Source organism: Streptomyces sp. NPDC031474 (assembly GCF_055581185.1).
Genome location: NZ_JBVIJX010000054.1, coordinates 1 through 21,089 on the forward strand (window position 1 = coordinate 1; position 21,089 = coordinate 21,089).

21 protein-coding genes and 1 pseudogene are annotated in these 21,089 nt (G+C 67.8%); 17 read left to right on the plus strand and 5 right to left on the minus strand.

What is annotated here, in order from left to right; genetic code table 11:
- From ACZ5SK_RS47530 to ACZ5SK_RS47550, 5 genes and pseudogenes are all read right to left on the minus strand, one after another.
- Positions 1-177: pseudogene (locus ACZ5SK_RS47530) on the minus strand (NADH-quinone oxidoreductase subunit A); the annotation flags it as partial.
- 792 nt (positions 178-969) lie between these two features.
- Positions 970-1,809 carry a hypothetical protein gene (locus ACZ5SK_RS47535; protein ID WP_334573579.1) on the minus strand — a complete coding sequence of 280 codons (840 nt, stop codon included), beginning with the start codon at positions 1,807-1,809 and terminating at the stop codon, positions 970-972.
- Between the two features lie 111 nt (positions 1,810-1,920).
- Positions 1,921-2,727: a hydrogenase nickel incorporation protein HypB gene (hypB, locus tag ACZ5SK_RS47540; RefSeq protein WP_361710564.1), complete on the minus strand. Its 807-nt coding sequence runs from the start codon at positions 2,725-2,727 to the stop codon at positions 1,921-1,923.
- Between the two features lie 3 nt (positions 2,728-2,730).
- Entirely contained in the window at positions 2,731-3,072 is a 342-nt protein-coding gene (locus tag ACZ5SK_RS47545; protein WP_334573575.1) for a hydrogenase maturation nickel metallochaperone HypA, read from the minus strand.
- 59 nt (positions 3,073-3,131) lie between these two features.
- Positions 3,132-4,190, minus strand: coding sequence for an AraC family transcriptional regulator (locus tag ACZ5SK_RS47550; RefSeq protein ID WP_334573573.1), 1,059 nt, complete (start codon positions 4,188-4,190; stop codon positions 3,132-3,134).
- A gap of 554 nt (positions 4,191-4,744) precedes the next feature.
- On the opposite strand from ACZ5SK_RS47550, the gene ACZ5SK_RS47555 reads away from it, so the two are divergent.
- The 17 genes from ACZ5SK_RS47555 to ACZ5SK_RS47635 all read left to right on the plus strand — a co-directional run.
- Positions 4,745-5,299 carry a DUF1641 domain-containing protein gene (locus tag ACZ5SK_RS47555; protein WP_361710567.1) on the plus strand — a complete coding sequence of 185 codons (555 nt, stop codon included), beginning with the start codon at positions 4,745-4,747 and terminating at the stop codon, positions 5,297-5,299.
- Between the two features lie 82 nt (positions 5,300-5,381).
- Positions 5,382-6,353 (plus strand): NADH-quinone oxidoreductase subunit B family protein, encoded by a 972-nt coding sequence (locus ACZ5SK_RS47560; RefSeq protein ID WP_334573570.1) that lies wholly within the window; start codon positions 5,382-5,384, stop codon positions 6,351-6,353.
- 109 nt (positions 6,354-6,462) lie between these two features.
- Entirely contained in the window at positions 6,463-8,010 is a 1,548-nt protein-coding gene (locus tag ACZ5SK_RS47565) for a nickel-dependent hydrogenase large subunit (RefSeq protein ID WP_334573568.1), read from the plus strand.
- Positions 8,011-8,032: 22 nt separating this feature from the next.
- Complete coding sequence (locus tag ACZ5SK_RS47570) at positions 8,033-8,833, plus strand: hydrogenase maturation protease (RefSeq protein WP_468578042.1); 801 nt, start codon at positions 8,033-8,035, stop codon at positions 8,831-8,833.
- A 9-nt stretch (positions 8,834-8,842) separates the two neighbouring features.
- Positions 8,843-9,094, plus strand: a complete 252-nt coding sequence (locus ACZ5SK_RS47575; RefSeq protein WP_468578044.1) for a hypothetical protein — start codon at positions 8,843-8,845, stop codon at positions 9,092-9,094.
- Positions 9,087-10,325 carry a hypothetical protein gene (locus ACZ5SK_RS47580; RefSeq protein ID WP_468578045.1) on the plus strand — a complete coding sequence of 413 codons (1,239 nt, stop codon included), beginning with the start codon at positions 9,087-9,089 and terminating at the stop codon, positions 10,323-10,325. The genes ACZ5SK_RS47575 and ACZ5SK_RS47580 overlap by 8 nt, the downstream gene beginning before the upstream one ends.
- 16 nt (positions 10,326-10,341) lie before the next feature.
- The gene (locus tag ACZ5SK_RS47585; RefSeq protein WP_468578047.1) at positions 10,342-11,256 is read left to right on the plus strand and encodes a NifU family protein; all 915 of its coding nucleotides are present in this window, start codon (positions 10,342-10,344) and stop codon (positions 11,254-11,256) included.
- Positions 11,253-12,464 (plus strand): NHL repeat-containing protein, encoded by a 1,212-nt coding sequence (locus ACZ5SK_RS47590; RefSeq protein ID WP_468578048.1) that lies wholly within the window; start codon positions 11,253-11,255, stop codon positions 12,462-12,464. Before ACZ5SK_RS47585 ends, ACZ5SK_RS47590 begins: the two co-directional genes overlap by 4 nt.
- Positions 12,465-12,469: 5 nt before the next feature.
- The gene (gene hypF, locus ACZ5SK_RS47595) at positions 12,470-14,929 is read left to right on the plus strand and encodes a carbamoyltransferase HypF (protein ID WP_468578050.1); all 2,460 of its coding nucleotides are present in this window, start codon (positions 12,470-12,472) and stop codon (positions 14,927-14,929) included.
- Positions 14,930-14,976: 47 nt separating this feature from the next.
- Positions 14,977-15,234 carry a HypC/HybG/HupF family hydrogenase formation chaperone gene (locus ACZ5SK_RS47600; protein WP_334573555.1) on the plus strand — a complete coding sequence of 86 codons (258 nt, stop codon included), beginning with the start codon at positions 14,977-14,979 and terminating at the stop codon, positions 15,232-15,234.
- On the plus strand, positions 15,231-15,995 hold the full coding sequence (locus ACZ5SK_RS47605; RefSeq protein ID WP_334573554.1) for a HypC/HybG/HupF family hydrogenase formation chaperone: 765 nt from the start codon (positions 15,231-15,233) through the stop codon (positions 15,993-15,995). Before ACZ5SK_RS47600 ends, ACZ5SK_RS47605 begins: the two co-directional genes overlap by 4 nt.
- Before the next feature lie 65 nt (positions 15,996-16,060).
- Positions 16,061-16,675, plus strand: a complete 615-nt coding sequence (locus tag ACZ5SK_RS47610) for a D-sedoheptulose-7-phosphate isomerase (protein ID WP_334573552.1) — start codon at positions 16,061-16,063, stop codon at positions 16,673-16,675.
- Positions 16,676-16,712: 37 nt separating this feature from the next.
- On the plus strand, positions 16,713-17,768 hold the full coding sequence (gene hypE / locus ACZ5SK_RS47615) for a hydrogenase expression/formation protein HypE (protein WP_334573550.1): 1,056 nt from the start codon (positions 16,713-16,715) through the stop codon (positions 17,766-17,768).
- A 44-nt stretch (positions 17,769-17,812) separates the two neighbouring features.
- Positions 17,813-18,100, plus strand: a complete 288-nt coding sequence (locus ACZ5SK_RS47620) for a HypC/HybG/HupF family hydrogenase formation chaperone (protein WP_334573548.1) — start codon at positions 17,813-17,815, stop codon at positions 18,098-18,100.
- Positions 18,097-19,230 carry a hydrogenase formation protein HypD gene (gene hypD / locus ACZ5SK_RS47625; RefSeq protein WP_334573546.1) on the plus strand — a complete coding sequence of 378 codons (1,134 nt, stop codon included), beginning with the start codon at positions 18,097-18,099 and terminating at the stop codon, positions 19,228-19,230. Before ACZ5SK_RS47620 ends, hypD begins: the two co-directional genes overlap by 4 nt.
- The gene (locus ACZ5SK_RS47630; RefSeq protein WP_334573544.1) at positions 19,227-20,000 is read left to right on the plus strand and encodes a DUF6390 family protein; all 774 of its coding nucleotides are present in this window, start codon (positions 19,227-19,229) and stop codon (positions 19,998-20,000) included. The genes hypD and ACZ5SK_RS47630 overlap by 4 nt, the downstream gene beginning before the upstream one ends.
- A gap of 298 nt (positions 20,001-20,298) precedes the next feature.
- Positions 20,299-21,089: transposase (locus ACZ5SK_RS47635; RefSeq protein WP_468419221.1), on the plus strand; the 791-nt coding region annotated here is incomplete at its 3' end.

The window sequence follows — 21,089 nt, forward strand, 5'->3', positions numbered from 1 at the left end:
GATGGGGAAGCGCCCGCCGCCGGCCGGCGTGGGGGTCGGCTCGATACCGCACTCGTAGGCCTCGAGCTTGGCGCGGTTGTACCGCTTCGGCCCGACCACTGAGGCCATCCCTACGGAGCCCACCGCGAACGTCGCCGCGATACCACCGAGTATCAGGATCGGCACATAGGCGTTCAAACGCTTCTGCTCCTCACGTATTTCGTGCCTGACGGCATTCGCACTTGCTCAGCCCGGATCGTGACCTCGTCAGGTTGTTTCGCGAAGGTGGGACCCTACTTTCAGGCCGGTGGCGTGCTCGGCTGAGGCTGCGCCCGGTCCAAGGATGCTAGGAAGCGGTGCCCGGACCGGCCTCCCCCGCACGGGGGATTGTTGAGGTGGCGGCAAGGGAGACATCGTCGGCTTGTCATGCTGCGGACCGCTGCCGGCATGCCGTCAGTTCATATCTGGCAGGGCCCCCGACGGGCAAGGACCACCCCGACGAGCTGCCGCAGATCGCCATCGGGGCTGTCACCAAGGAAAGTGCCCCGGTCGGTACTGGGTATGACCGGGCTGTGCAGAGCAGACGGGAGGCCAGACGACGTCGCCGGCGGGCGGGAGGTTGTGCGCGCGGCCCGGGGTTCGCCGTGATCGTGGCTACGCCTCTCGGCGGGACATGGCCCCAAGCTGTCCTGCCGCAGGTCACAGACGACATGCGCGACTGAAAGCTCGGCCCCGTTGGCACCGTGGTCGACCGCGGTTCCTGCTGCGCGGACAACCTCGGCGGGACCAACTCCCACCTGCTGCTGGAGAGGCCGGACGACGCGGCGGCCGAGGACCCGCCCGGCGGACCCGCGCTCCCGCCCGCTTCATCCCACCGGCGCCGTCGGCCACGACGTCACCAGGACGAGCAGCGACGGAGCAGGCAGTAGGCGGGAGGCATAGAGAGTCGGCAGCGCAGGGCACCACTACGCTGCCATACCGCTCCTACGGTCAACCGGTCGAGGCCGGCTCAAACAGTCCGATGTCGAGTGCGGCTCGAGCCCGTGCCCCCGCCGCGGCCGCGGCGACAATCATCTCGGCGTCGTCTGTTCGGCGGATCTCGATGGCCGCGCTCTCCGGTGATTCGCGGTGGGCCATCAGCCAGTCGTGGAGCAGCCATTCGATCGCGCCCGCGGCGATGCCAGGGTCCGCGTCCCCGCCGGCGGCCGCGGCGGTCACCGACCTGAGTGCTTCCCGGTGCTCGTCGAGCGCGGCGTCCTTGAGCACGCCTGAGCTGTCGAACAGCAACATGGACAACGTGAGTGGGTAGCGGTGTCCATCCTCGCTCTGTACGATCCACCGGCTCCCCCGCCACCGCCGTGTCTCGTCGACCACGCACATCTGCCCTCGCCCGGCCACGACGCCGACGGAAGGCTCGTCCAGTTCGCCAACGAGCGGCGATGGTCCCGCTGTCCCGAGTGCCATACGAGCCCGAGTCGCGACCAATTGCGCCGTTCCGATGATTTGGCCGCCGCGCCTGTCCACGGTGAGCCCGGTGGGCGCGAGCGCGGCCGCGTACTCGTGGCACAGTCGATCGAGCGTGCGGTGCAGCGCACGAAGATTCTTTACTTCCTGGGCCTCACCGACCGGCCCTCCGCCTCCGAGCAACTCACCGAAGCGGCCGACCGCGTCGATCAGGGCGTCGTCCAGCGCTGACAAATGCGTCGGCACCAGCCGCTGAGGTTCGTCGTCGACATGCAGGAGATCGGGAAGGCTGATCGGCGTGCCCGCCTCAGACACCCAGTAGAACCCGATCTGCTCGTCGGCCTGCGCGATCGAGGGGCGACTCATCGAGGTCTGCCCTGCGCGGCGGTTGCGCGTGGAGATGGATGCGTCTGTTCGCTGTTCACGGATGTCCCCTGGGTGTGGGCGGATCGGTCTCGGCGGTTGGCAGCGCCGCCGTCAATGTGCCTGCGAACAGGTCAGGGCCGCTTCGGCGTCCAGCCGGAGCTCTGAGAGCTTTGTGAGCAACCAGTCGCACCACTCGTCGACGCCCTCCCCCGTGCGCGCGCTGACCTCGATGGTGATGACATCGGGATTGACAGCACGAAGGTTGTCGTGAAAGGCATCGAGGTCGTAGTCCAGGTGCGGCAGCAGGTCGACCTTGTTGATGAGCACCAGATCCACGGAGCGGAACATGACAGGATACTTGAGCGGTTTCTCCTCGCCCTCGGTGATCGCGTACACCATCGCGCGTGCGCTTTCTCCGACATCGAACTCGGCGGGGCACACGAGATTTCCCACGTTCTCGATCAGTACGAGATCGAGCTCTTCCAAAGGAAGTCGCGGCAGCGCCGAGCGGACCATCGGAGCATCGAGGTGGCACTCGCCTCCGAAGCCGTCACCTGTGTTGACCAGGACAACTGCCGCACCGAGTCCGGCCAGCCGATCTGCGTCCAGGCTCGTTTCGATGTCGCCCTCGATGATGCCCGTCCGTACGGAATCCGCCAGCCGGCGCAGAGTCTCCCGCAGCAGAGTGGTCTTCCCCGCGCCGGGGGATGACATCACATTGACTGTGCAGACCCCGCTCGAGGCGAAATCCGCACGGTTTTCAGCAGCGGTGTGGTCGTTCTCCGCGAAGATATGTTCCAGTACGGAAACTCGCTCGGACCCTGTCCGATACGAGGAGTGATCACCGATTTCATGAGGATCATCGCCATCATCGTGCTCATGTGCCATGCCGTCCGCATGCCGGTGGAATCGACCCACGGTTCAACCCTCCGAGATATCTATTGACGTGATGAGAAATTCCTCGCCCGCGACGACGGATACGTGACTGCTGCCGCAGGCACCACAGACGAACATCGGAAACTTTCCGATCTCGGTGGTCTCCTCGCAGTCGCGGCAGGCAATACTCGCCCGCACCTTGTCGACCTCCAGGACGGATCCGTCCAGCGCGGTGTCGGCGCTGACCAGCGTCCAGCAGTACACGAGGGTGTCCGGGACGATCTGTCGCAGCTGACCGACCCGAACGTGGATCTTCTCCACCCGACGCCCGACGGCGTGTTGAGCCACGATGTCGGCGATGGAACCACAGATCGAGAGTTCGTGCATGAACTTCCTTGACTTTCTTGAGAGTCATGCAGACCGGCAGACGATACCCCCGGCAGCAGTTATCTCCGCAAGGTCTCCGACGGAGATTCCCCCCAGCGCTTCTTGTACAGCGCTGCGAATGTGCCGAGGTGGTTGAACCCCCAACGCTCGGCAACGGCGGTGACGGTGACGCCTTCGGACGGCTCGGCATCCGTGAGGTCCTCGCGGCTTCTTTCGAGGCGCCGGTCGCGCAGGTATCCCATGGGCGTCACACCCAGCTCGTCCCGGAAGCCCTGCTGGACCGATCGCGCACTGACGCCGACGTGATCGGCGATGTCGGACATGCTGATCGGCTCCGCCAGGTGCTGTTCGATGTAGTCGATGGCGCGACGCACCGCACGCCGTCCGGGGGGCATCGTCGGCCGGGTCGAGATCTCGTGATAGGTCGATGGCTGGAGCATGAGCAGGGTGCTCATCAGGAAGTCCTCGAGGGGCCCGATGCCCAGGCCGCGTCGGACGAGCGAGCCGCTGTAGAACACCTCGGTGTGCAGGAGTTGCACCGCTCCGTGCCAGCGCATCGCGGCATCGCCCGCAAGGTCGAAGCTGGGTTCGAATACGAGAGGGCGGGTGAGCAGGCGGCCGAGGAGGCGGGTCAGGTAGCGCTCAAGCGCTTCCTGCTCGATCCGGACGATCAGCTGTGGCGAGTCATGATCAAACCGGATCTGCAGTGGGTCGTCAGGGTTGGTGACGACCGCGTGGACGCTGTGCGCCTCGAACGGCTTTCCGGCGACCGTGCCCATGGCCCGGCCGTTCAAGGGCATGTGGATCGCGAAGTACGGCCCGCAACGGGCCATGTCGATCGTTGCCGCGACATGCAGATCGAGGTAGAGCAGGCTGAGATCACGAAGCCGCGCACCGTGCAGACCTGCCGCGAAGCCATTGGATCCGATCGCGCCGAGCGTGAGGCGATTGGGTGCCAGCGCCTTTCCGATCAGCTCTGACGCCTCGGAGGCGTCCTCTGTGTAGAAGATCTCGTGGCTCTCCAGAGCCGGAGGCACTCCGCGGCTGCGCACCCGCCGCCGTATGGGCTCCATCGTGCGGCGGGCATCGATGAAGCCGAGCCTGGACAGACGTGGCACAGGGAGCCTCTCCTTGACGTCACAGCTCATCGCGCGTTGATGTCTCTGCCTCGATCCGGACATGCTGCCCGACCCGCGCCCGACCATCAACCGCGGGCGGCCCTTGCTCCGGACAGCGCCTCGGGATCAGCGGTGCCCGATCCGCTCACGCAGCGACGGACGGGTACGCATACGAGGTCAGCTGGGCCGAGGGTGGTTTCGGTGCAGCGCGGCCTCCCACCCCACAGACGAATTCCAGTAGCCCTCCGGGCCGCGAGACCGCCCGCCCCTTCGCCAGGCCGGCGCCGACCGAGGAACACGGTGTCACACATCAGCGCGGTCATGTCGTTATTCCGACAACCCCAATGCGCAATCGCGATAGCTGCTTCGCATCTGGGGTAGGCACGGGGCACTTCGACCCCTACGGTGCGACTCAACGCTATGGCCTGCGTCACGGTGGATCGGCGCATCGCGCCACGCACCGCCCCGCATCCCCCAGCGCCCTGCCCAAGCGGGGGATGCGATCTCCCTTACAGATGTCCTAGTTTCCGGTATGCCCGATTGGAGATGGAACGGTGACAGCCATCGAATCCACCCTGGATCCGGACCCTGTCGAGGCACTCGTCGCCCGGCTGGAGGAGCCGAATGTTGCCCGCGCGCTGCACGAACTGCTGGACCACGCAGACCTACTGGCCATCCTGATCCACGGAGTCGACGGTCTGGTGAGCCGCGGCGACACGATCAGCGATTCGCTCGCCGACGCGGTGACCGAACTACGGCAGGTGAAGCCGACCGGCCTGCCCGAGGCCGGCCAGGTGGTGCAGCTCGTCCGGCATCTGAGCGGGCTCATCACACCACTGCTCGACGTGCTGCCCAGCATCGAAGCCGCGGTGCGGTCGGACGTCGGCGGCGTCGGCTTGGCCGACATCGCGGCTGCCGCTTCGCGTGCCGCCGTACGCGGCACACAGCAGGCGACCAGCGAACGGGCACAGATCAACGGCCTGCGGGCCATGTTGCGCGTCGTGAAAGACCCCGACGTCGGCCGCGCGATCGGCTTCGTCGTGGCCATCGCGAAGGCACTCGGCCAGGAGCTGAAGGCCCTCGACGCCGCTGCCGTAGCGGCTAGGTGAAGACCGGATCCCTCCCTGCCGGGACGGCGCGACGCCCGGCACCGAACGTCCGGCATGACAGTCGTCAGTGAAAGGAACCGCGATGTCGTCAGTGCTCTGGTTTCAAGGGGGAGCCTGTAGTGGAAACACCATGTCGTTCCTCAACGCGGAGGAACCGAACGTCGTCGATCTCATCACCGACTTCGGTCTCGATCTGCTCTGGCACCCCTCGCTGGGCCTGGAGCTCGGCGACAACGCTCAGCGCGTGTTCTGGGAGTGCGCTCGTGGCGAGCGGCCACTGGACATCTTCGTCTTCGAGGGCACGGTCATCGAGGGGCCCGACGGGTCGGGGCGTTTTGACATGTTCTCCGATCGCCCGATGAAGGACTGGGTCACCGACCTTGCTGGAGCCGCGAGCGTGGTCGTGGCCATCGGTGACTGCGCGGCGTGGGGCGGCATACCAGCCATGGAGCCCAACCCGAGCGACTCGACCGGACTTCAGTTCCACAAGAGGGAAAGGGGCGGCTTCCTGGGCCCGGACTTCAGGTCCAAGTCCGGCCTGCCGGTGATCAACGTACCCGGGTGTCCGGCGCACCCGGACTGGATCACCCAGATCATTGTCGCACTGGCCACCGGCAGGGCCGGCGACATCGCGCTGGACGAACTGCACCGACCGCAGACCTTCTTCAAGACCTTCACGCAGACCGGCTGCACCCGCGTCCAGTTCTTCGAGTACAAGCAGTCGACCACCGCCTTCGGCGAAGGCACCCGTACCGGTTGCCTGTTCTACGAGTTCGGCTGCCGTGGCCCGATGACCCACTCGCCGTGCAACCGCATCCTGTGGAACCGGCAGTCGTCCAAGACCCGCGCCGGCCAGCCCTGCATGGGCTGCACCGAGCCCGAGTACCCGTTCTTCGACCTCGCGCCGGGGACCGTGTTCAAGACGCAGAAGGTGAGCGGCGTCGTGCCTCGCGAGGTCCCCGAAGGTAGCGATCACCTCACCTACATGGCTCATGCCGCAGCTGCGCGTGTCGCAGCCCCGCAGTGGTCCAAGGAAGACATGTTCGTCGTCTGACGGACCTCCCACCCTTCGTCCCCCAAGCTCGCTCCCCCAGTAAGGATGCTCGATGACGGCCGTTGATCTGTTCGTCAGCCCGCTTGGCCGAGTCGAGGGAGACCTCGACGTGCGCGTTACCATCGAAGACGGCGTCGTCACCTCGGCATACACCGAGGCAGCGATGTTCCGCGGCTTCGAGATCATCCTGCAGGGCAAGGACCCGCAGGCGGGCCTGATCGTCACCCCCCGCATCTGCGGCATCTGCGGCGGCAGCCACCTGTACAAGTCCGCCTACGCCCTGGACACGGCATGGCGCACGCACCTCCCTCCGAACGCGACGCTGGTCCGGAACATCGCGCAGGCCTGCGAAACGCTCCAGAGCATCCCGCGGTACTTCTACGCGCTGTTCGCCATCGACCTGACGAACAAGAATTACGCCAGATCCACGATGTACGACGAGGCGGTGCGCCGCTTCGCGCCCTATGTGGGCACCAGTTACGGCCCCGGCGTCGTGCTGTCCGGGAAACCGGTCGAGATCTACGCGATCTTCGGCGGGCAGTGGCCGCACTCCAGCTTCATGGTGCCCGGCGGCGTCATGTGCGCGCCGACCCTCAGCGACGTCACCCGCGCGATCGCGATTCTCGAACACTGGAAGGTCAACTGGCTCGAGAAGCATTGGCTCGGCTGCTCTGTCGACCGGTGGCTCGAGAACAAGACCTGGGAAGACGTACTGAACTGGGTCAACGAGAACGAGTCCCAGTACAACAGCGACTGCGGATTCTTCATCCGTTACAGCATGGACATCGGCCTGGACAAGTACGGTGCCGGCTCAGGTGACTTCCTCGCGACCGGTACCTACTTCGAGCCGTCCCTCTACGAGAACCCGACCATCGACGGACGCAACGCGGCGTTGATCAACCGCTCCGGAATCTACGCAAAGGGACAATTCAGCGAGTTCGACCAGGCTCGGGTCCGGGAGGACGTCACGCACTCGTTCTACGAGGGAACCGAGGCCCGCCATCCGTTCGAGGGCGAGACCAAGCCGCTGGATCCGGAGGTCGCCCGCAAGCAGGGCAAGTACAGCTTCGCCAAGGCACCGCGCTACGACGTGCCGAACCAGGGCTACGTCCCGCTCGAGGCCGGACCGCTGGCCCGCCGGATCGTGGCCGGCGCACCCGGCGCGGCGGCGCACCAGGACTACGATCCGCTGTTCCTGGACATTCTGGGCAAGATCGGCTCTTCGGTGTTCACCCGCCAGCTCGCGCGCATGCACGAGGCGCCCAAGTACTTCAAGTGGGTGCGGAAGTGGCTCGACGAGATCGATCTGCACGAGAGCTTCTACAGCAAGCCGGTCGAGTACGCGGAGGGCAAGGGGTTCGGCTCGACCGAGGCGGCACGCGGCTCCCTGTCGGACTGGATCGTGATCGAGGACGGCAAGATCGCCAACTACCAGGTCGTCACACCCACCGCGTGGAACATCGGGCCGCGCGACAAGACGGAGAACCCTGGCCCCATCGAGCAGGCCCTCGTCGGTTCCCCGATCGTGGACCAGGAGGATCCGGTGGAACTCGGGCACGTCGCGCGCAGCTTCGACTCGTGTCTGGTCTGCACCGTGCACGCCTATGACGGCAAGGGCCGCGAGCTCAGCAAGTTCGTCATCAACGGATCCGTGTAGACCTCGGCTCGAAAGGAAGAACATGACGCACTCTGCCGCACACCTCGACACGCTGGACGGCGTGTCGGCGTGCGGACTGCTCGTCGTGGGTTGCGGCAATCTGCTGCGCGGTGACGACGGCGTGGGGCCGATCCTCGTCCGCCACCTCTGGGACGGTGGCGTCCCCGGGGGTGTGCGGCTGGTCGACGGTGGCACGGCCGGGATGGACGTCGCGTTCCAGATGCGCGGTGCCGAACGGGTGATCATCGTTGACGCCTGCCGCAGCGACGCCGAACCCGGCACCGTCTTCAATGTGCCCGGGCCGGCCGTGGAGGAACTGCCACCGCTGTCCGGATTGCACACGCACTCGTTCCGGTGGGACAACGCCCTGGCGTTCGCCCACTGGCTGCTCGGCACCGACTATCCGTCCGACGTGACCGTCTACCTGATAGAGGCGCAGGACTTCACACCGGGAGGCCTGCTCAGCGCCGACGTGGAGGCTGGAATGCGGCGTGTGCTCGGTCTGATCCGGCGCGATTCCGCCTTCGGCCGCGTCGGCCAGGTGCAGGTGGAGTTCACCGATGACGGATATGCGCGTCTCGACGCTGCCTGCGCACGCGAGTACTTCCCCGGCGACGCCGCCGTTGTGCTGGCGAAAGAAGGGGAAGTGTGGCTGACACCGTTGCGTGGGACGGCGAGCGGCGGACTACTGCTCAAGCAACGCAACATCGCCGGTGATCGCACGCTGCTCGTCCGGGAGGCGCTGGCCGACGATGTCCCGGTCGGCGTCCGCCAGGGATGGTGGGACGAGCAGCAGGGCGCGTTGCGGATCAGCCGGGACTAGGAGTCGGCTGTGACCGGCAACGAGGACCCGGAGACGGTGGCCGGTCGTGCGGCGCCCAGCCGGACGTCTCGGGCGCTCGGCGTGGAGGTGAACGTTCTCCCCGTGAAAGGACAGTGGGCAGTGGACATCGTGGTGGTCTTTCCAGATGGCGTGGTGCGTCAGCGCATCGCGACATACAGCACCGAAGCACGCGCCAGGATCAGCGCGCGCTGCATCAAGCGTGGAGCCGAACGTGACATCTCAGGACCCATCCATGGCTGACCCGACCGAGCCGACGACGCTGCCGGTTCGGCCCCTGCCCATCGGTGCGTTCCCGCTGCCGTTCGGCTATCTGCTGCTCGCCGACCGGGAGGACACCGCGCAGGTGCGCGCGGCACTGCTCGCAGGGCGGCTGCCGGACGAGTGGCCGCAGTCGCTGCGTGGACACGAACTCGCTCTGCGTGGGGAGATCGACGCCGCGCGAGCGGCCATGACCGGTGACGACGTCGTCAGCCGGTTCAACCGGTTCGTCATCGATCCCGACCACGAGGATCCCGACCTGCTGCGCGCCGGCCTCGGCCCCGAGCTGAGCATTCTGGTGGACGTCGTGCTGGTCGCGGTCGGCCGGCTCGATGCCATGCCCGACCATGAGGGGGCCACCGGCGAACTCGCCGCTCTGGCTCTGGCCTCGCGGGCCGCGATCGCGGTTGAGGCGGGACAACCGGATGCCGCGGCCGCCCTGCTCGACGAGGCAGCCGCAGCCACCCGCGTGGTGTATCCGGCGTTCGCCGGCGTACTGTACGGCGCGTGCGGTCAGCTGCAGCGGCAAGCCGGTGTCCTGGAGGCCGCCGCCGAGTCCATGCGGGCAGGTCTCGCGCTGCTGGTCGGCACCGAACTGACCGTCGCCCGCGCGGAGTTGCACTTCGAACTCGCCGCCGCACTCCACGAGCAGGCAGGCGAACGTCGCGATCTGCTGACGAAGGCGATTCACCATTACCACTGCGCGCTGCAGGAGATCAGCAAGGAGGAGGCGCCCGAGCTGTACGCCGCCGCGCACGCGAACCTCGCCACCGCCTATCTGACGATGCCGATGGTCGAAGCCTCGGATCAGCTGCGCCTCGGCGTGGCGGTGGGCTCGCTGCGCGCCGCGTTGACCGTATACACACCGGAGACCCACCCGCAGAAGTGGTCGAGCGCGCAGCTCAACCTGGCCAACGCCCTGGTGTATGCCCCCTCGACCCACCAAGGCGACAACCTCGTCGAGGCCGTCGAACTCTACGAAGCGGTGCTCGCCTCACGGGACCGGGACCAGGACCCGCTCGGTCATGCCCGTGTCCTGGCCAACCAGGGCAACGCGCTCGCGCACCTGGGCATGTTCGAACACGCTCGCGCCAACCTGGTCGAGGCCCGCTACACCTTCGAGGCACTGCACGAGTACGAGGCCGTGACCTCGGTGCGGGGCATTCTCGACGAGATCGCGCGGCACCATGCCGTCACCGGCACACAGGCATGAAAGACGGAGGAAGCCGATGACGAGCACGGCAGCCCGCAGTGATACGTCCACGCCCACGAAGGGGGCGTTCGAGGAGTTGGCCCGCGCGGTCGATGAGGCGGTGACCGCGGCCCGCGCACTCGAAGGCCATGCCCACAGCGTGGCGGAGAACCTCAAGGAGGCGATCGAAGCTGCGCACCGGGCCGCTCTCGTCACGATCGTGCGCAGACTGCGTGCCGATGAAGCCTGCCGCACCGCGCTCTACGAACTGGTCGACGACCCGCTGGTGCGCATGCTGTTGTCGGTGCACGGCCTCCTCCGGCCAGATCCGCTGACCGAGACGGGTGCCGTGCTGGACACCGTCCGGCCGGGGTTGCAGTCACATGGCGGCGACGTCGAACTGGTGCGGATCGAGGACGGCACCGCCTATGTACGGCTGTCGGGTGCCTGCAACGGCTGTTCCATGTCGTCGGTGACGATGCGCAACACCATTGAGCAGGCGCTGATCCAGGGTGTCGCGTCCATCTCGTCCGTGGAGGTGCTGCCGAGCGAACCGAGCCCCGCTCTGATCCCGCTGGAATCGGTGCGCCGTCGGGTCGAGAGCCCTGAAGAGGCCCGAGAAGCGGGGTGGGTACAGACGGCCCGAGCAGCCGAGGTCCAGGACGGCGAGATCAGCCAGATTCGCCTGACGGACGCGTCGGGACAGCAGGCCGATATCATCGTGGTACGGATCGGAGCCGGCCTCACCGCGTACAGGAACGAGTGCGCCCACATGGGGCTGCCGCTCGATGGGGCCCTGCTCGACGTGACAGCGGGGACGCTCACCTGCCCGTGGCACGGCTTCTGCTTCGACGCGTTGTCAGGAGACTGTCTGAGCGCACCGGGTGCGGCGCTCGAGCAGCTTCCGCTGCGGGTCGATGACGGGCACGTGTGGATCAGGGTCGGCCCATGAAGACAGTGAAGTTCGTCAGCGCCGCTCGCCGCGCCACTGTCGGTCCGCCTCCGGGCGAGCCGACCACAGACGTCTCCGGCGGGTGGCGAGTGGAGACCTGCTTGGGTGCGCCGGCGGTCGGCGGGCTGATGTTGCCGGCCGCCCACCCGACAGCGTCGTGGATGTACGCGCCGCGCGGGGTGCACGTCGGCCGGGTGGACGGGCACGAGGTGCTCGTCGTCGCCGACACCGGCAACCACAGAGTGCTGATTTGGCAGCACCTGCCCGAACGGGACGGGCAGCCGTGTGATGTCGTGCTCGGCCAACCGGACATGACGAGCGAGGGGGCGGCCGCCGGTGGCCGAAGCCTGCGCTACGGGATGAATCTGCCGACCGGTGTGCTGGTCCACGACGGGATGCTGATCGTGGCCGATGCCTGGCACCACCGTGTGCTCATCTACCGTCACCTGCCCGAGGCCGGCCATATCGAGCCGGATCTGGTCCTCGGCCAGCCGGATCTGGAGAGTGTCGAGCCGAACCGGGGCGGCGGCTGCTCAGCCATGTCGCTGTACTGGCCTTTCGGCGTGGGTGTGGTGGACGGCCGGTTCTACGTGGCGGACACAGGCAACCGCCGGGTGCTCGGCTGGTCCGGCGGCGTGCCGACCTCCGCCGGCATTCCGCCGGACCTGGTCCTGGGACAGTCGGCCGCCACTCACCGCGAGGAGAACCGCGGCGGCCCGGCCGGCCGCGCGAGTTTCCGCTGGCCGCACGACGTGGCGGGAACGCCCGAGGGGCTCCTGATCGCCGACGCCGGCAATCACCGCCTGCTGGGCTGGAGTCCGCACCCGACGTGTGACGGCGAGGCCGATCTGGTGATCGGCCAGTCGGACTTCGAGACCGCTGTGGAGTGGCCGTACGGGCCGCAGAGTGCCGACAAACTGCGTTTTCCTTACGCCCTCGAGGTCGACGCCGGCCGGTTGGCCGTTGCCGACACAGCGAACAACCGGGTGCTGATCTGGGACGCGCTGCCTGATCCGGGTGACGGTGAGATCGGCCCGCCCGCGGATGTGGTGCTCGGGCAGCCCGGGTTCTCGGCCAACGGCGAGAACCGGTGGGACACCGTCACCCGGGATTCGATGTGCTGGCCGTACGGGCTGTCGCTCCGGGGCGATCTGCTCGCGGTCGCGGACTCCGGTAACAATCGGGTCGTCCTTTGGCGGCGGACATGACTGCCATGACGGATCGCGCGATCGAGGCGGGCTCCGGTCTCGGTCGTCTCCGGTTCACGATGGCCGGGGTGGTCCAGGGCGTCGGCTTCCGGCCGTTCATCCACCGTCTGGCGACCGAGCTGGGGTTGAGCGGCTTCGTCGGCAACACGACGGAGGGGGTTGTCGCCGAGGTACAGGGAAGTCCCGCCGCTCTGGCGCAGTTCCGCCGACGGGTGAAACGGGAAGCTCCACCGCTGGCGTTCATCACCAGCATCACGGCGCAACCGGTGCCGCCCAAGCCGGCTGCCGACGCGGGTTTCCAGATCGTCGCCAGCCACGGCCGTACCGCGATGCGCACACTCGTCTCCCCGGACGTGGCCACCTGTGCCGCATGCCTGGCCGAGTTGTTCAGTCCGACAGACCGCCGGTACCGCCACCCGTTCATCACCTGCACCGACTGCGGGCCGCGGTTCACGATCATCCGGGAACTGCCGTACGACCGCCTGACGACGACCATGGCCGACTTCCCGATGTGCCGGCTCTGTGCCCAGGAGTACCGGGATCCGGACGATCGCCGGTTCCATGCCCAGCCCATCGCCTGCACTGACTGCGGGCCGGCGCTGTGCTACGAGCGCGGCGGCACCCGCGTGGAGGGTGTCGATGCCGCGCTCGCCGCCGCCCAGCGCGCTCTCGCCGTGGACCTCATCGTCGCCGTGAAGGGCATCGGCGGCTACCACCTGGCCTGCCGGGCCGATTCAGCGGTGGCCGTGTCACGCCTACGGGAACGCAAGGCCCGTGCCGAGAAGCCTTTTGCGTTGCTCGCACGCGATGTGACGGTCGCACGGCGACTGGCGCGCATCGACATGGACGAGGAGCAGGTGCTGACGAGCGGTTCGCGCCCGATCGTGCTGTTGCGACGGCGGCCGGACGCACCACTGGTCGACGCGGTGGCACCCGGCAATCCGTTGATCGGGGTGATGCTGCCGTACACGCCGGTGCATCACCTGCTGCTCGCACCCGTACCGGGCGCCGACGTCGCACCCCCCGAGATTCTCGTGATGACGAGTGCCAACGTCAGCGACGAGCCGTTGTGCTTCAGCGACGCCGACGCGGTGACGCGGTTGCCGCACCTTGCGGACGCCGTGCTGACACACGACAGGCCGATCCACGTCCCGTGTGACGACTCCGTGGTACGCGTCGTGGACGGGCGGGAGCTGCCGATCCGGCGTTCCCGCGGCTATGCGCCGCTTCCCGTGCGGATCGGGCGTCGGCTCACGCCCACCCTCGCGGTCGGCAGCGAGTTGAAGAACACCTGTTGCCTCATCGACGGCACCAATGCCTTCTGCTCGGCGCACATAGGTGACATGGGCAGCCTGGAGGCCCTGCACGCTTTCGAGCGTGCCGTCGATCAGCTCACGACCATCCATGACGCCGTCCCGGAGGTGCTGGCCGCGGACGCCCACCCCGGTTACCAGACGCGTGCCTGGGCCGAGCGGCACGGCGACGGTCCGGACGAGCCGGCCGTGGAGCTCGTCCAGCACCACCACGCGCACATCGTGTCGCTGCTCGCCGAGCACGGCCGCATCGGGGAGCCGATCATCGGTGTCGCTTTCGACGGCACGGGCTACGGCGACGACGGGTCGGTCTGGGGCGGTGAGATCCTGCTGCTCGGCGAGGACACCGCCGACTACACCCGCGCCGGGCATCTGCTGCCCGTCGACATGACGGGTGGCGACGTCGCGGTGCGCAACCCGTGCCGCACGGCGTTGGCCCACCTGACCGCGGCGGGCCTGTCCTGGGACCGCGAGCTGGGTCCGGTGCAGGCGTGCGACCACCGTGAGCTGGTGGCGGTGCGGGCTCAGCTTTCCTCGCCGGAGGGAACCGTCCGGTGCTCGAGCATGGGGCGGCTGTTCGACGCGGTCGCGTCGCTGTTGGACGTCCGTCACCGCATCGGTTACGAGGCGCAGGCCGCGATCGAACTGGAGGCGCTTGCCGAATCCGGTCGTGCCACGGCGGGTGAAGACCCGGCCTGCGGGAGGTTCACGGTCGATGCGAACGGAGTTCTGGACCACCGCCCGGTGGTTCGGGGCATCGTGGACGGGATGCGCGACGGCATACCACCCGCGGAACTGGCCTACGGGTTTCACGTCGCGGTGGCCATGGCCGTCGCCGAGGCCGCTGAGCGACTGGCCGCCACCACCGGCGTACGCCTCGTCGGCCTGACCGGCGGTGTGTTCCAGAACGTGCTGCTCGCCCGCGAGTGCCGCCGCCGCCTGGAGGAAGCCGGTCTGGCCGTGCTGACTCATTACGTCGTGCCCCCGAACGACGGGGGGCTGGCACTGGGACAGGCCGTGGTCGCGGCGCTACGACGGACGTCACCGCCGGTAGCCGCGCAGAAGGAGAATGAGGAGTTCATCGGGCAGCCAGGGCCGCCCCGAGAACCGGGCGGCCGCTCCTCGCCCACCACAACCGACCAGCAGTCATAAGCCGCATCCGACCCTCCCTGGGTCGCCTACCAACGTACGGAGCCGTCATGTGTCTAGGTGTTCCCGGGCGCCTCATCGAGATATGGCAGGAGGCCGGCACCACCATGGCGCGCGCTGACTTCGCCGGTGAGGAGCGACGCGTCTGCCTGGCGTATCTGCCCGATCTCACTGTGGGTGACCACGTCATGGCACATATGGGCTTCGCGCTGACGAAGATCGACGCGGACACCGCTGCCGTGACGATCGACTTGATGCGGGAGTACGGGGTCCTTGTCGGCGAGACCACGCAGGAGGGGGCCGCATGACCACGGACGTGTCCCCGCTGACCGAACCGGGCGCCGGTATCACACCCGACATGCTCGACAGCGGCCTTGCGGCAGATCTGGCGGATGCGGCGCTGTCGATCGCCCGCCGTTTCCACTCCGGTGCCACCCTGTGGGCCGTCTCTCCCCGCTGGGAACCCCACGCCCACCACGTGGCTGTCGAGTTCGTGCACCCGGTGATCGTCGGCAAACGCGCTCTGCCCGCGTTCGCGCTGCGCTCGTCGGATCTCGTCGGGCAGGCCCGGGTGTCGGTCCGCGCGGGCGACCTGATCGTCGCCGTGGCCGCGGCCGACGATGCCATGGTCGCGGACCTGATGCGACGGGCCGCCGCATGGGGCGCATGCACGGTCTGGATCGGCTCGGGCGTGCGGCCGGCGGCCGGCGCCGCCGACCACGTGCTGTGGCTCGATGATCCCCACCCGCTCGCCCCGGCGAGCGGCCGGTTCGTGCTGCTGTATCACCTGCTGTGGGAGTTGACCCATGTCTGCTTCGAACACCCGGGCCTGCTGCGGGAGCCCACGGCCGAGTGTACCGACGAGGTGTGCGTGACCTGCAGTGACGAAGGGCGGCTTGCCGAGGTCGTCGAGCCTCCCGAGGGCCCTTTCGGCGACGCTCTCGTGCGCACCGCGACGGGTGAGGAGCGCATCGACGTCACTCTGGTCTCGCCCGTGACGGTCGGGGACCTGGTACTCGTGCACGCCGGTGCGGCTCTCACCCGGCTCGAAGTGGAGGCTGGGCGATGAGTGCTACGGAGAACACTGGATTCCTGTACCCGTTCATCGAAGGCGACGAGGACGACGCGGACTCGTTGCTCGCCGATCTCGCCTCGTCGGCACGGCTCAAGGCGCGCGAAAGCGCCGCGCTGCAGCAGGCCACGCTTGCGGCATGCGCGGAACAGATCGACGCCGCCGGGGCGGCGATGGCCGAGCGGTTCGCGTCCGGCGGACGGATGTACACCTTCGGCAATGGCGGAAGCTCGACGGACGCCGCCACCTTCGCCTCCCTGTTCGCGCAGCCGATCGCCGGACGGCCGTTGCCCGCCTTGAACCTGGCGGCCGATCAGGCGGTCGTCACGGCCCTCGGCAATGACGTCGGATTCGATCTGGTCTTCTCACGCCAGATCATCGCTCACGCCTCGGACCGCGATATCGCTGTCGCCATGTCGACCAGCGGAAATTCCGCCGATCTGATGCGCGGTCTCACAGAGGCGTCGGGGCGCGGCCTCCTCACGATCGGCTTCGCCGGCTACGACGGCGGACAGATGGCCGCGTCACCGGAGGTCGGTTTCTGCTTCGTCGTTCCGTCACAGAGCGTCCACCGCATCCAGGAGAGCCAGGCGATGCTCGGCTGTCGGCTCTGGACGACCGTGCAACGGCACCTGTCGACACCACGAACATGCCAGGGGAAACACCATGACAACTGACTCAGACATCCCGGCGGCGCCAGGCCTGGAGGACCAGGTGCTGGAGCGGATCAAGGCGTTTCGTAAGCGCCGGCCGAGGCTGACCGATGAGGTCGTGACACTCGCGCACGGAGCCGGCGGCAAGTCGTCAGCAGCGTTGGTCGATGCCGTGTTCCTCGAGGCGTACCGCAATCCCGCACTCGAGCAGTTGGGCGATGCGGCCGTGGTGAGCCTCCCGTCCGGCGAGCGTCTGGCGTTCAGCACGGACTCCTATGTGGTCTCGCCACTGCGCTTCCCCGGAGGTTCGATCGGCCACCTCGCGGTCCATGGCACGGTCAACGACCTGGCCGTTGCCGGTGCCCGGCCCCGCTGGCTGTCGGCCGCTTTCGTGATCGCCGAGGGTTTCGAGATCACCCGGCTGCGCGAGATCGTCGATGACATGGCCGGCGCGGCACGCGAGGCCGGCGTGCAGTTGATCACCGGAGACACCAAGGTGGTGCCCAAGGGCTCCGCGGACGGCCTGTACATCACCACCGCGGGGGTCGGCCTGGTCCCCGCCGGCCGCGAACTGTCGGCCGAACGGGTCCGTCCGGGCGACCGGGTGGTGCTGTCGGGGTCACTGGGAGATCACGGCATGGCTGTCATGCTGGCCCGGGGCGACCTGGCTCTTGAGGCCGACATTCGCTCCGACACCGCGCCCCTGCACGAACTGGTCGAGGTGCTGCTTCGGGCGGCGCCGTCGACTCGGTGGATGCGCGACCCGACACGTGGTGGCCTCGGCACCGTCTGCAATGAGCTGGCGCAGGACAGCGGGCTCGCGGTGATCCTCGACGAGTTGCTTCTGCCGGTGGCTCCGATGGTGAGGGGTGCCTGCGACATGCTCGGCATCGACCCCATCTACGTGGCCAACGAGGGCAAGTTCGTCGCGGTCGTCGCACCTGACGAGGCCGAGGCGGCTGTTGCGGCGATGCGTGCCCACCCGCTGGGCCAAGAGGCCTGCATCATCGGCGAGATCGTCGAGCAGCCCCAGGGCATCGTCGCGCTGCGAACCCCGTTCGGAGGAAGCCGCATCGTCGACATGCTCGTCGGCGACCCACTCCCGCGGATCTGCTGAACAGCGGTGATGTCGTTCACCGACACAGAACGAGAGGAACTGATATGTGCCTGGGTATCCCCGGCCGCGTGGTCGAGATAACGGATCCGGACGGGCACCTCGCGAGGGTCGACGTCGATGGTGTACAGCGAGTGATCAGCGTGCGGTTGCTCGCGAAGCAGAACCTCATCGCCGGTGACTGGGTGCTCGTCCATGTCGGCTTCGCGATGGCGAAGATAGACGAGCGCGAGGCCGCGTCGACGCTCGATGCGCTGAAGAAGATGGGCCAGGCCTATGCCGACGAGCTCGACGCATTCGACTCGACGGCGATCATCCAAAGGGATGTGCGATGAAGTTTGTTGACGAGTTTCGCGACCCTGCCGCCGCGCGCGCCCTGGTCGCCGCGATCGGCGACCTCGTCGGTGACGACGAGTTCAAGTTCATGGAGGTCTGCGGAGGGCACACTCACACGATCTACCGGCACGGCCTTGAGCACATCCTGCCGTCGAACATCGAGTTGGTGCACGGGCCGGGCTGCCCGGTCTGTGTGATACCGATGGGACGGGTCGATGACGCGATGTGGCTCGCCGAGCAGCCGGACGTCATCTTCACGGTGTTCGGCGACATGATGCGCGTTCCCGGAAGCCGGGGAAATCTGCTGGAGACCAAGGCACGTGGAGCGGACGTGCGGTTCGTCTACTCTCCGCTCGACGCGCTGCGCCTGGCCGTCGAGAACCCCGACAAGCAGGTCGTGTTCTTCGCCGTCGGCTTCGAGACGACGGCGCCGTCCACCGCGGTGACGCTCGTCCGGGCGAAGGAACTCGGTGTGCAGAACTTCAGCGTCTTCTGCAATCACGTCACCATCGTGCCGCCGATCAAGGCGATCCTGGACTCCCCGGATCTGAGGCTTTCGGGCTTTTTGGGCCCCGGCCATGTCTCCACGGTCGTGGGCAACCGCCCTTACCGCTTCGTGTCCGAGGTGTACAAGAAGCCCCTGGTCGTCGCCGGCTTCGAGCCGCTGGACATCCTGGCGTCGGTGCACATGCTGCTCCGGCAGATCCGGGACGGTCGCTGCGAAGTCGAGAACCAGTACGCGCGTGTGGTTCGCGAGGAAGGCAACCCGCACGCTCTTGAGTTGCTGGCAGAGGTCTTCGAACTGCGCCCGCACTTCGAATGGCGCGGGTTGGGCTTCATCTCACAAAGCGCGCTGAAGATGAATGAGCGCTACGCCGACTTCGACGCCGAGTTGCGGTACGACATGCCGGGTGTACGGGTCGCCGACCCGAAGGCATGCCAATGCGGTGAGGTCCTCAAGGGCGTCCTCAAGCCGTGGCAGTGCAAGGTGTTCGGTACGGCGTGCACACCGGAGACACCCATCGGCACCTGCATGGTGTCGCCCGAGGGGGCATGCGCGGCTTACTACAACTTCGGACGGCTGCACCGCGAGACCGCACTGCTCGTCGGCCAGTCCCCCCGGCCGTGACCCACCTGCCGGCCGGCTCGGGACCCAAGCTGTTCGCCCGGTACGCCTACGCGCCGAACGAGCTCGGCTACTGCGGCCCCGCTGAGGCCGCGAGCCTGTTCGAGCTGGGCGCGACCGGGCGCACCCGCGCTGACGTCGTCATGCTGGCGCGCCGCTTTCACGGCGCGTGGCCGTATCTGACGACTCTGGCCGAGCTGGCCGGTGCGGACGACCCCCTCGACGAGCGTGTCGTGCGTGCGTACTGGATCGGCGGGCCCCTCCTGGGTGAGGTCGACCAGCTGCGCTTCGGTGAAAGGTTGCTCGCGACGATCGGCGCGCAGGCGGGCCACTACTGGCAGCACCTCAACGGCTCACTGCTGACCGAGGCCAGTGCCACCCACGGATTCCATGTGTTCGGCGTCTACCCGTGGACCCGGCTGCTGGGCTCCGGGCCGGCCGAGCAACCGCTGTACGTGCTGGACAACTGCCGTATTCGCTGGGGCCGTGTGGTGGCACGCGACGGCGACCATGTCATCGCGCGCTCGCGGCGGCTGACGTGGAACGGACAGCGCCTCGGGCTGTCCCCCGCTCGGCGCGAACGGGTACGCATCGCGGTGGAGGGAGCCGGCTTCGTCCCGGATACCAGGCCCGGGGACTGGCTGGCCCTGCACTGGGACTGGGCCTGCGACCGTCTGTCCCCCGCGGACGTGGCACGGCTGCGCTACTGGACTCGGTGGCAATTGCGCGCGACGAACTTGCGGCTCGCCCAGGAAGGCGGCGCGGAGGACTGAACTGCCCCGGTTCGAATGGAGTTGCAACACGCCCGGCAGTACAGGGGTGGGGTTTTCGCCGCAGCGGCGGTGTGGCTGCTGGCTGCCCGCCCGGAGCGTCTTCAGCGTGCCGCGGTGTGTCAAAATTGTCGGTGGCCGCGGCAGAGTCCAGGTGTGCGGCCAGTTGAGTCCCGGCTGATGGTCACCAGAAATCCCGGTGGATGGCCGTGCGGCCTGCGGTGTTCCTGATCGCTTCCGTAGACGACGGAGATCCCCTTCGTCCGGGCGGAACCCGTTCGAGCGCGAGCCGCGACCGAGGATGATCGACGCGTTCCTGGAGAAGATCGAGGAGTGGGTCGAGCAGTCGAAAGCGACGATCCGCGCCGGCGTGGTCCACGACAAGCTGGTGCAGATGGGCTTCCGGGGCAGCGCGCGCTCGACCCGGCGGGCGGTGAACGCGGCGAAGACCGCATGGAAGGCCGGCAAGCGGCGGACCTACCGTCCGTGGATCCCCGAGCCCGGGCGGTGGCTGCAGTTCGACTGGGGCGAGGGCCCGAAGATCGGCCGGCGGCGGACCTGGCTGTTCTGCGCGTGGCTTTCGTGGTCCCGGTTCCGGGTGGCGATTCCGGTCTGGGACTGCGCCCTGGGCACCCTGGTCGCCTGCCTGGACACCACGCTGCGGCGGATCGGCAGGGCTCCGACCTACCTGCTGACCGACAACGCGAAGACGGTCACCGTCGAGCACATCGCCGGGATCCCGGTCCGGCACCCGCAGATGGTCGCCGCGGGCCGGCACTACGGCTGCCAGGTCGTCAGTTGCGTTCCCTACGACCCCGAGTCCAAGGGCGGTGCGGAGGCCGCGGTCCGCATCGCGAAGGCCGACCTGGTCCCCACGGAGGCGAACCTGCTGCCCGCCTACGACTCCTTCGCCGAGTTCGCGGACGCCTGCCGAAGCTGGTGCGACATGGTGAACACGCGCCGACACCGGGCGACCGGACAAATCCCAGCCGCCCGGCTAGTGTGCTGCGCCAGAGATCCGTCGGCAGAAGCGGGCGAGGGAGTCGAGGATTTCCTCGGCTGTTTTGGTCCAGATGAACGGCTTGGGGTCCT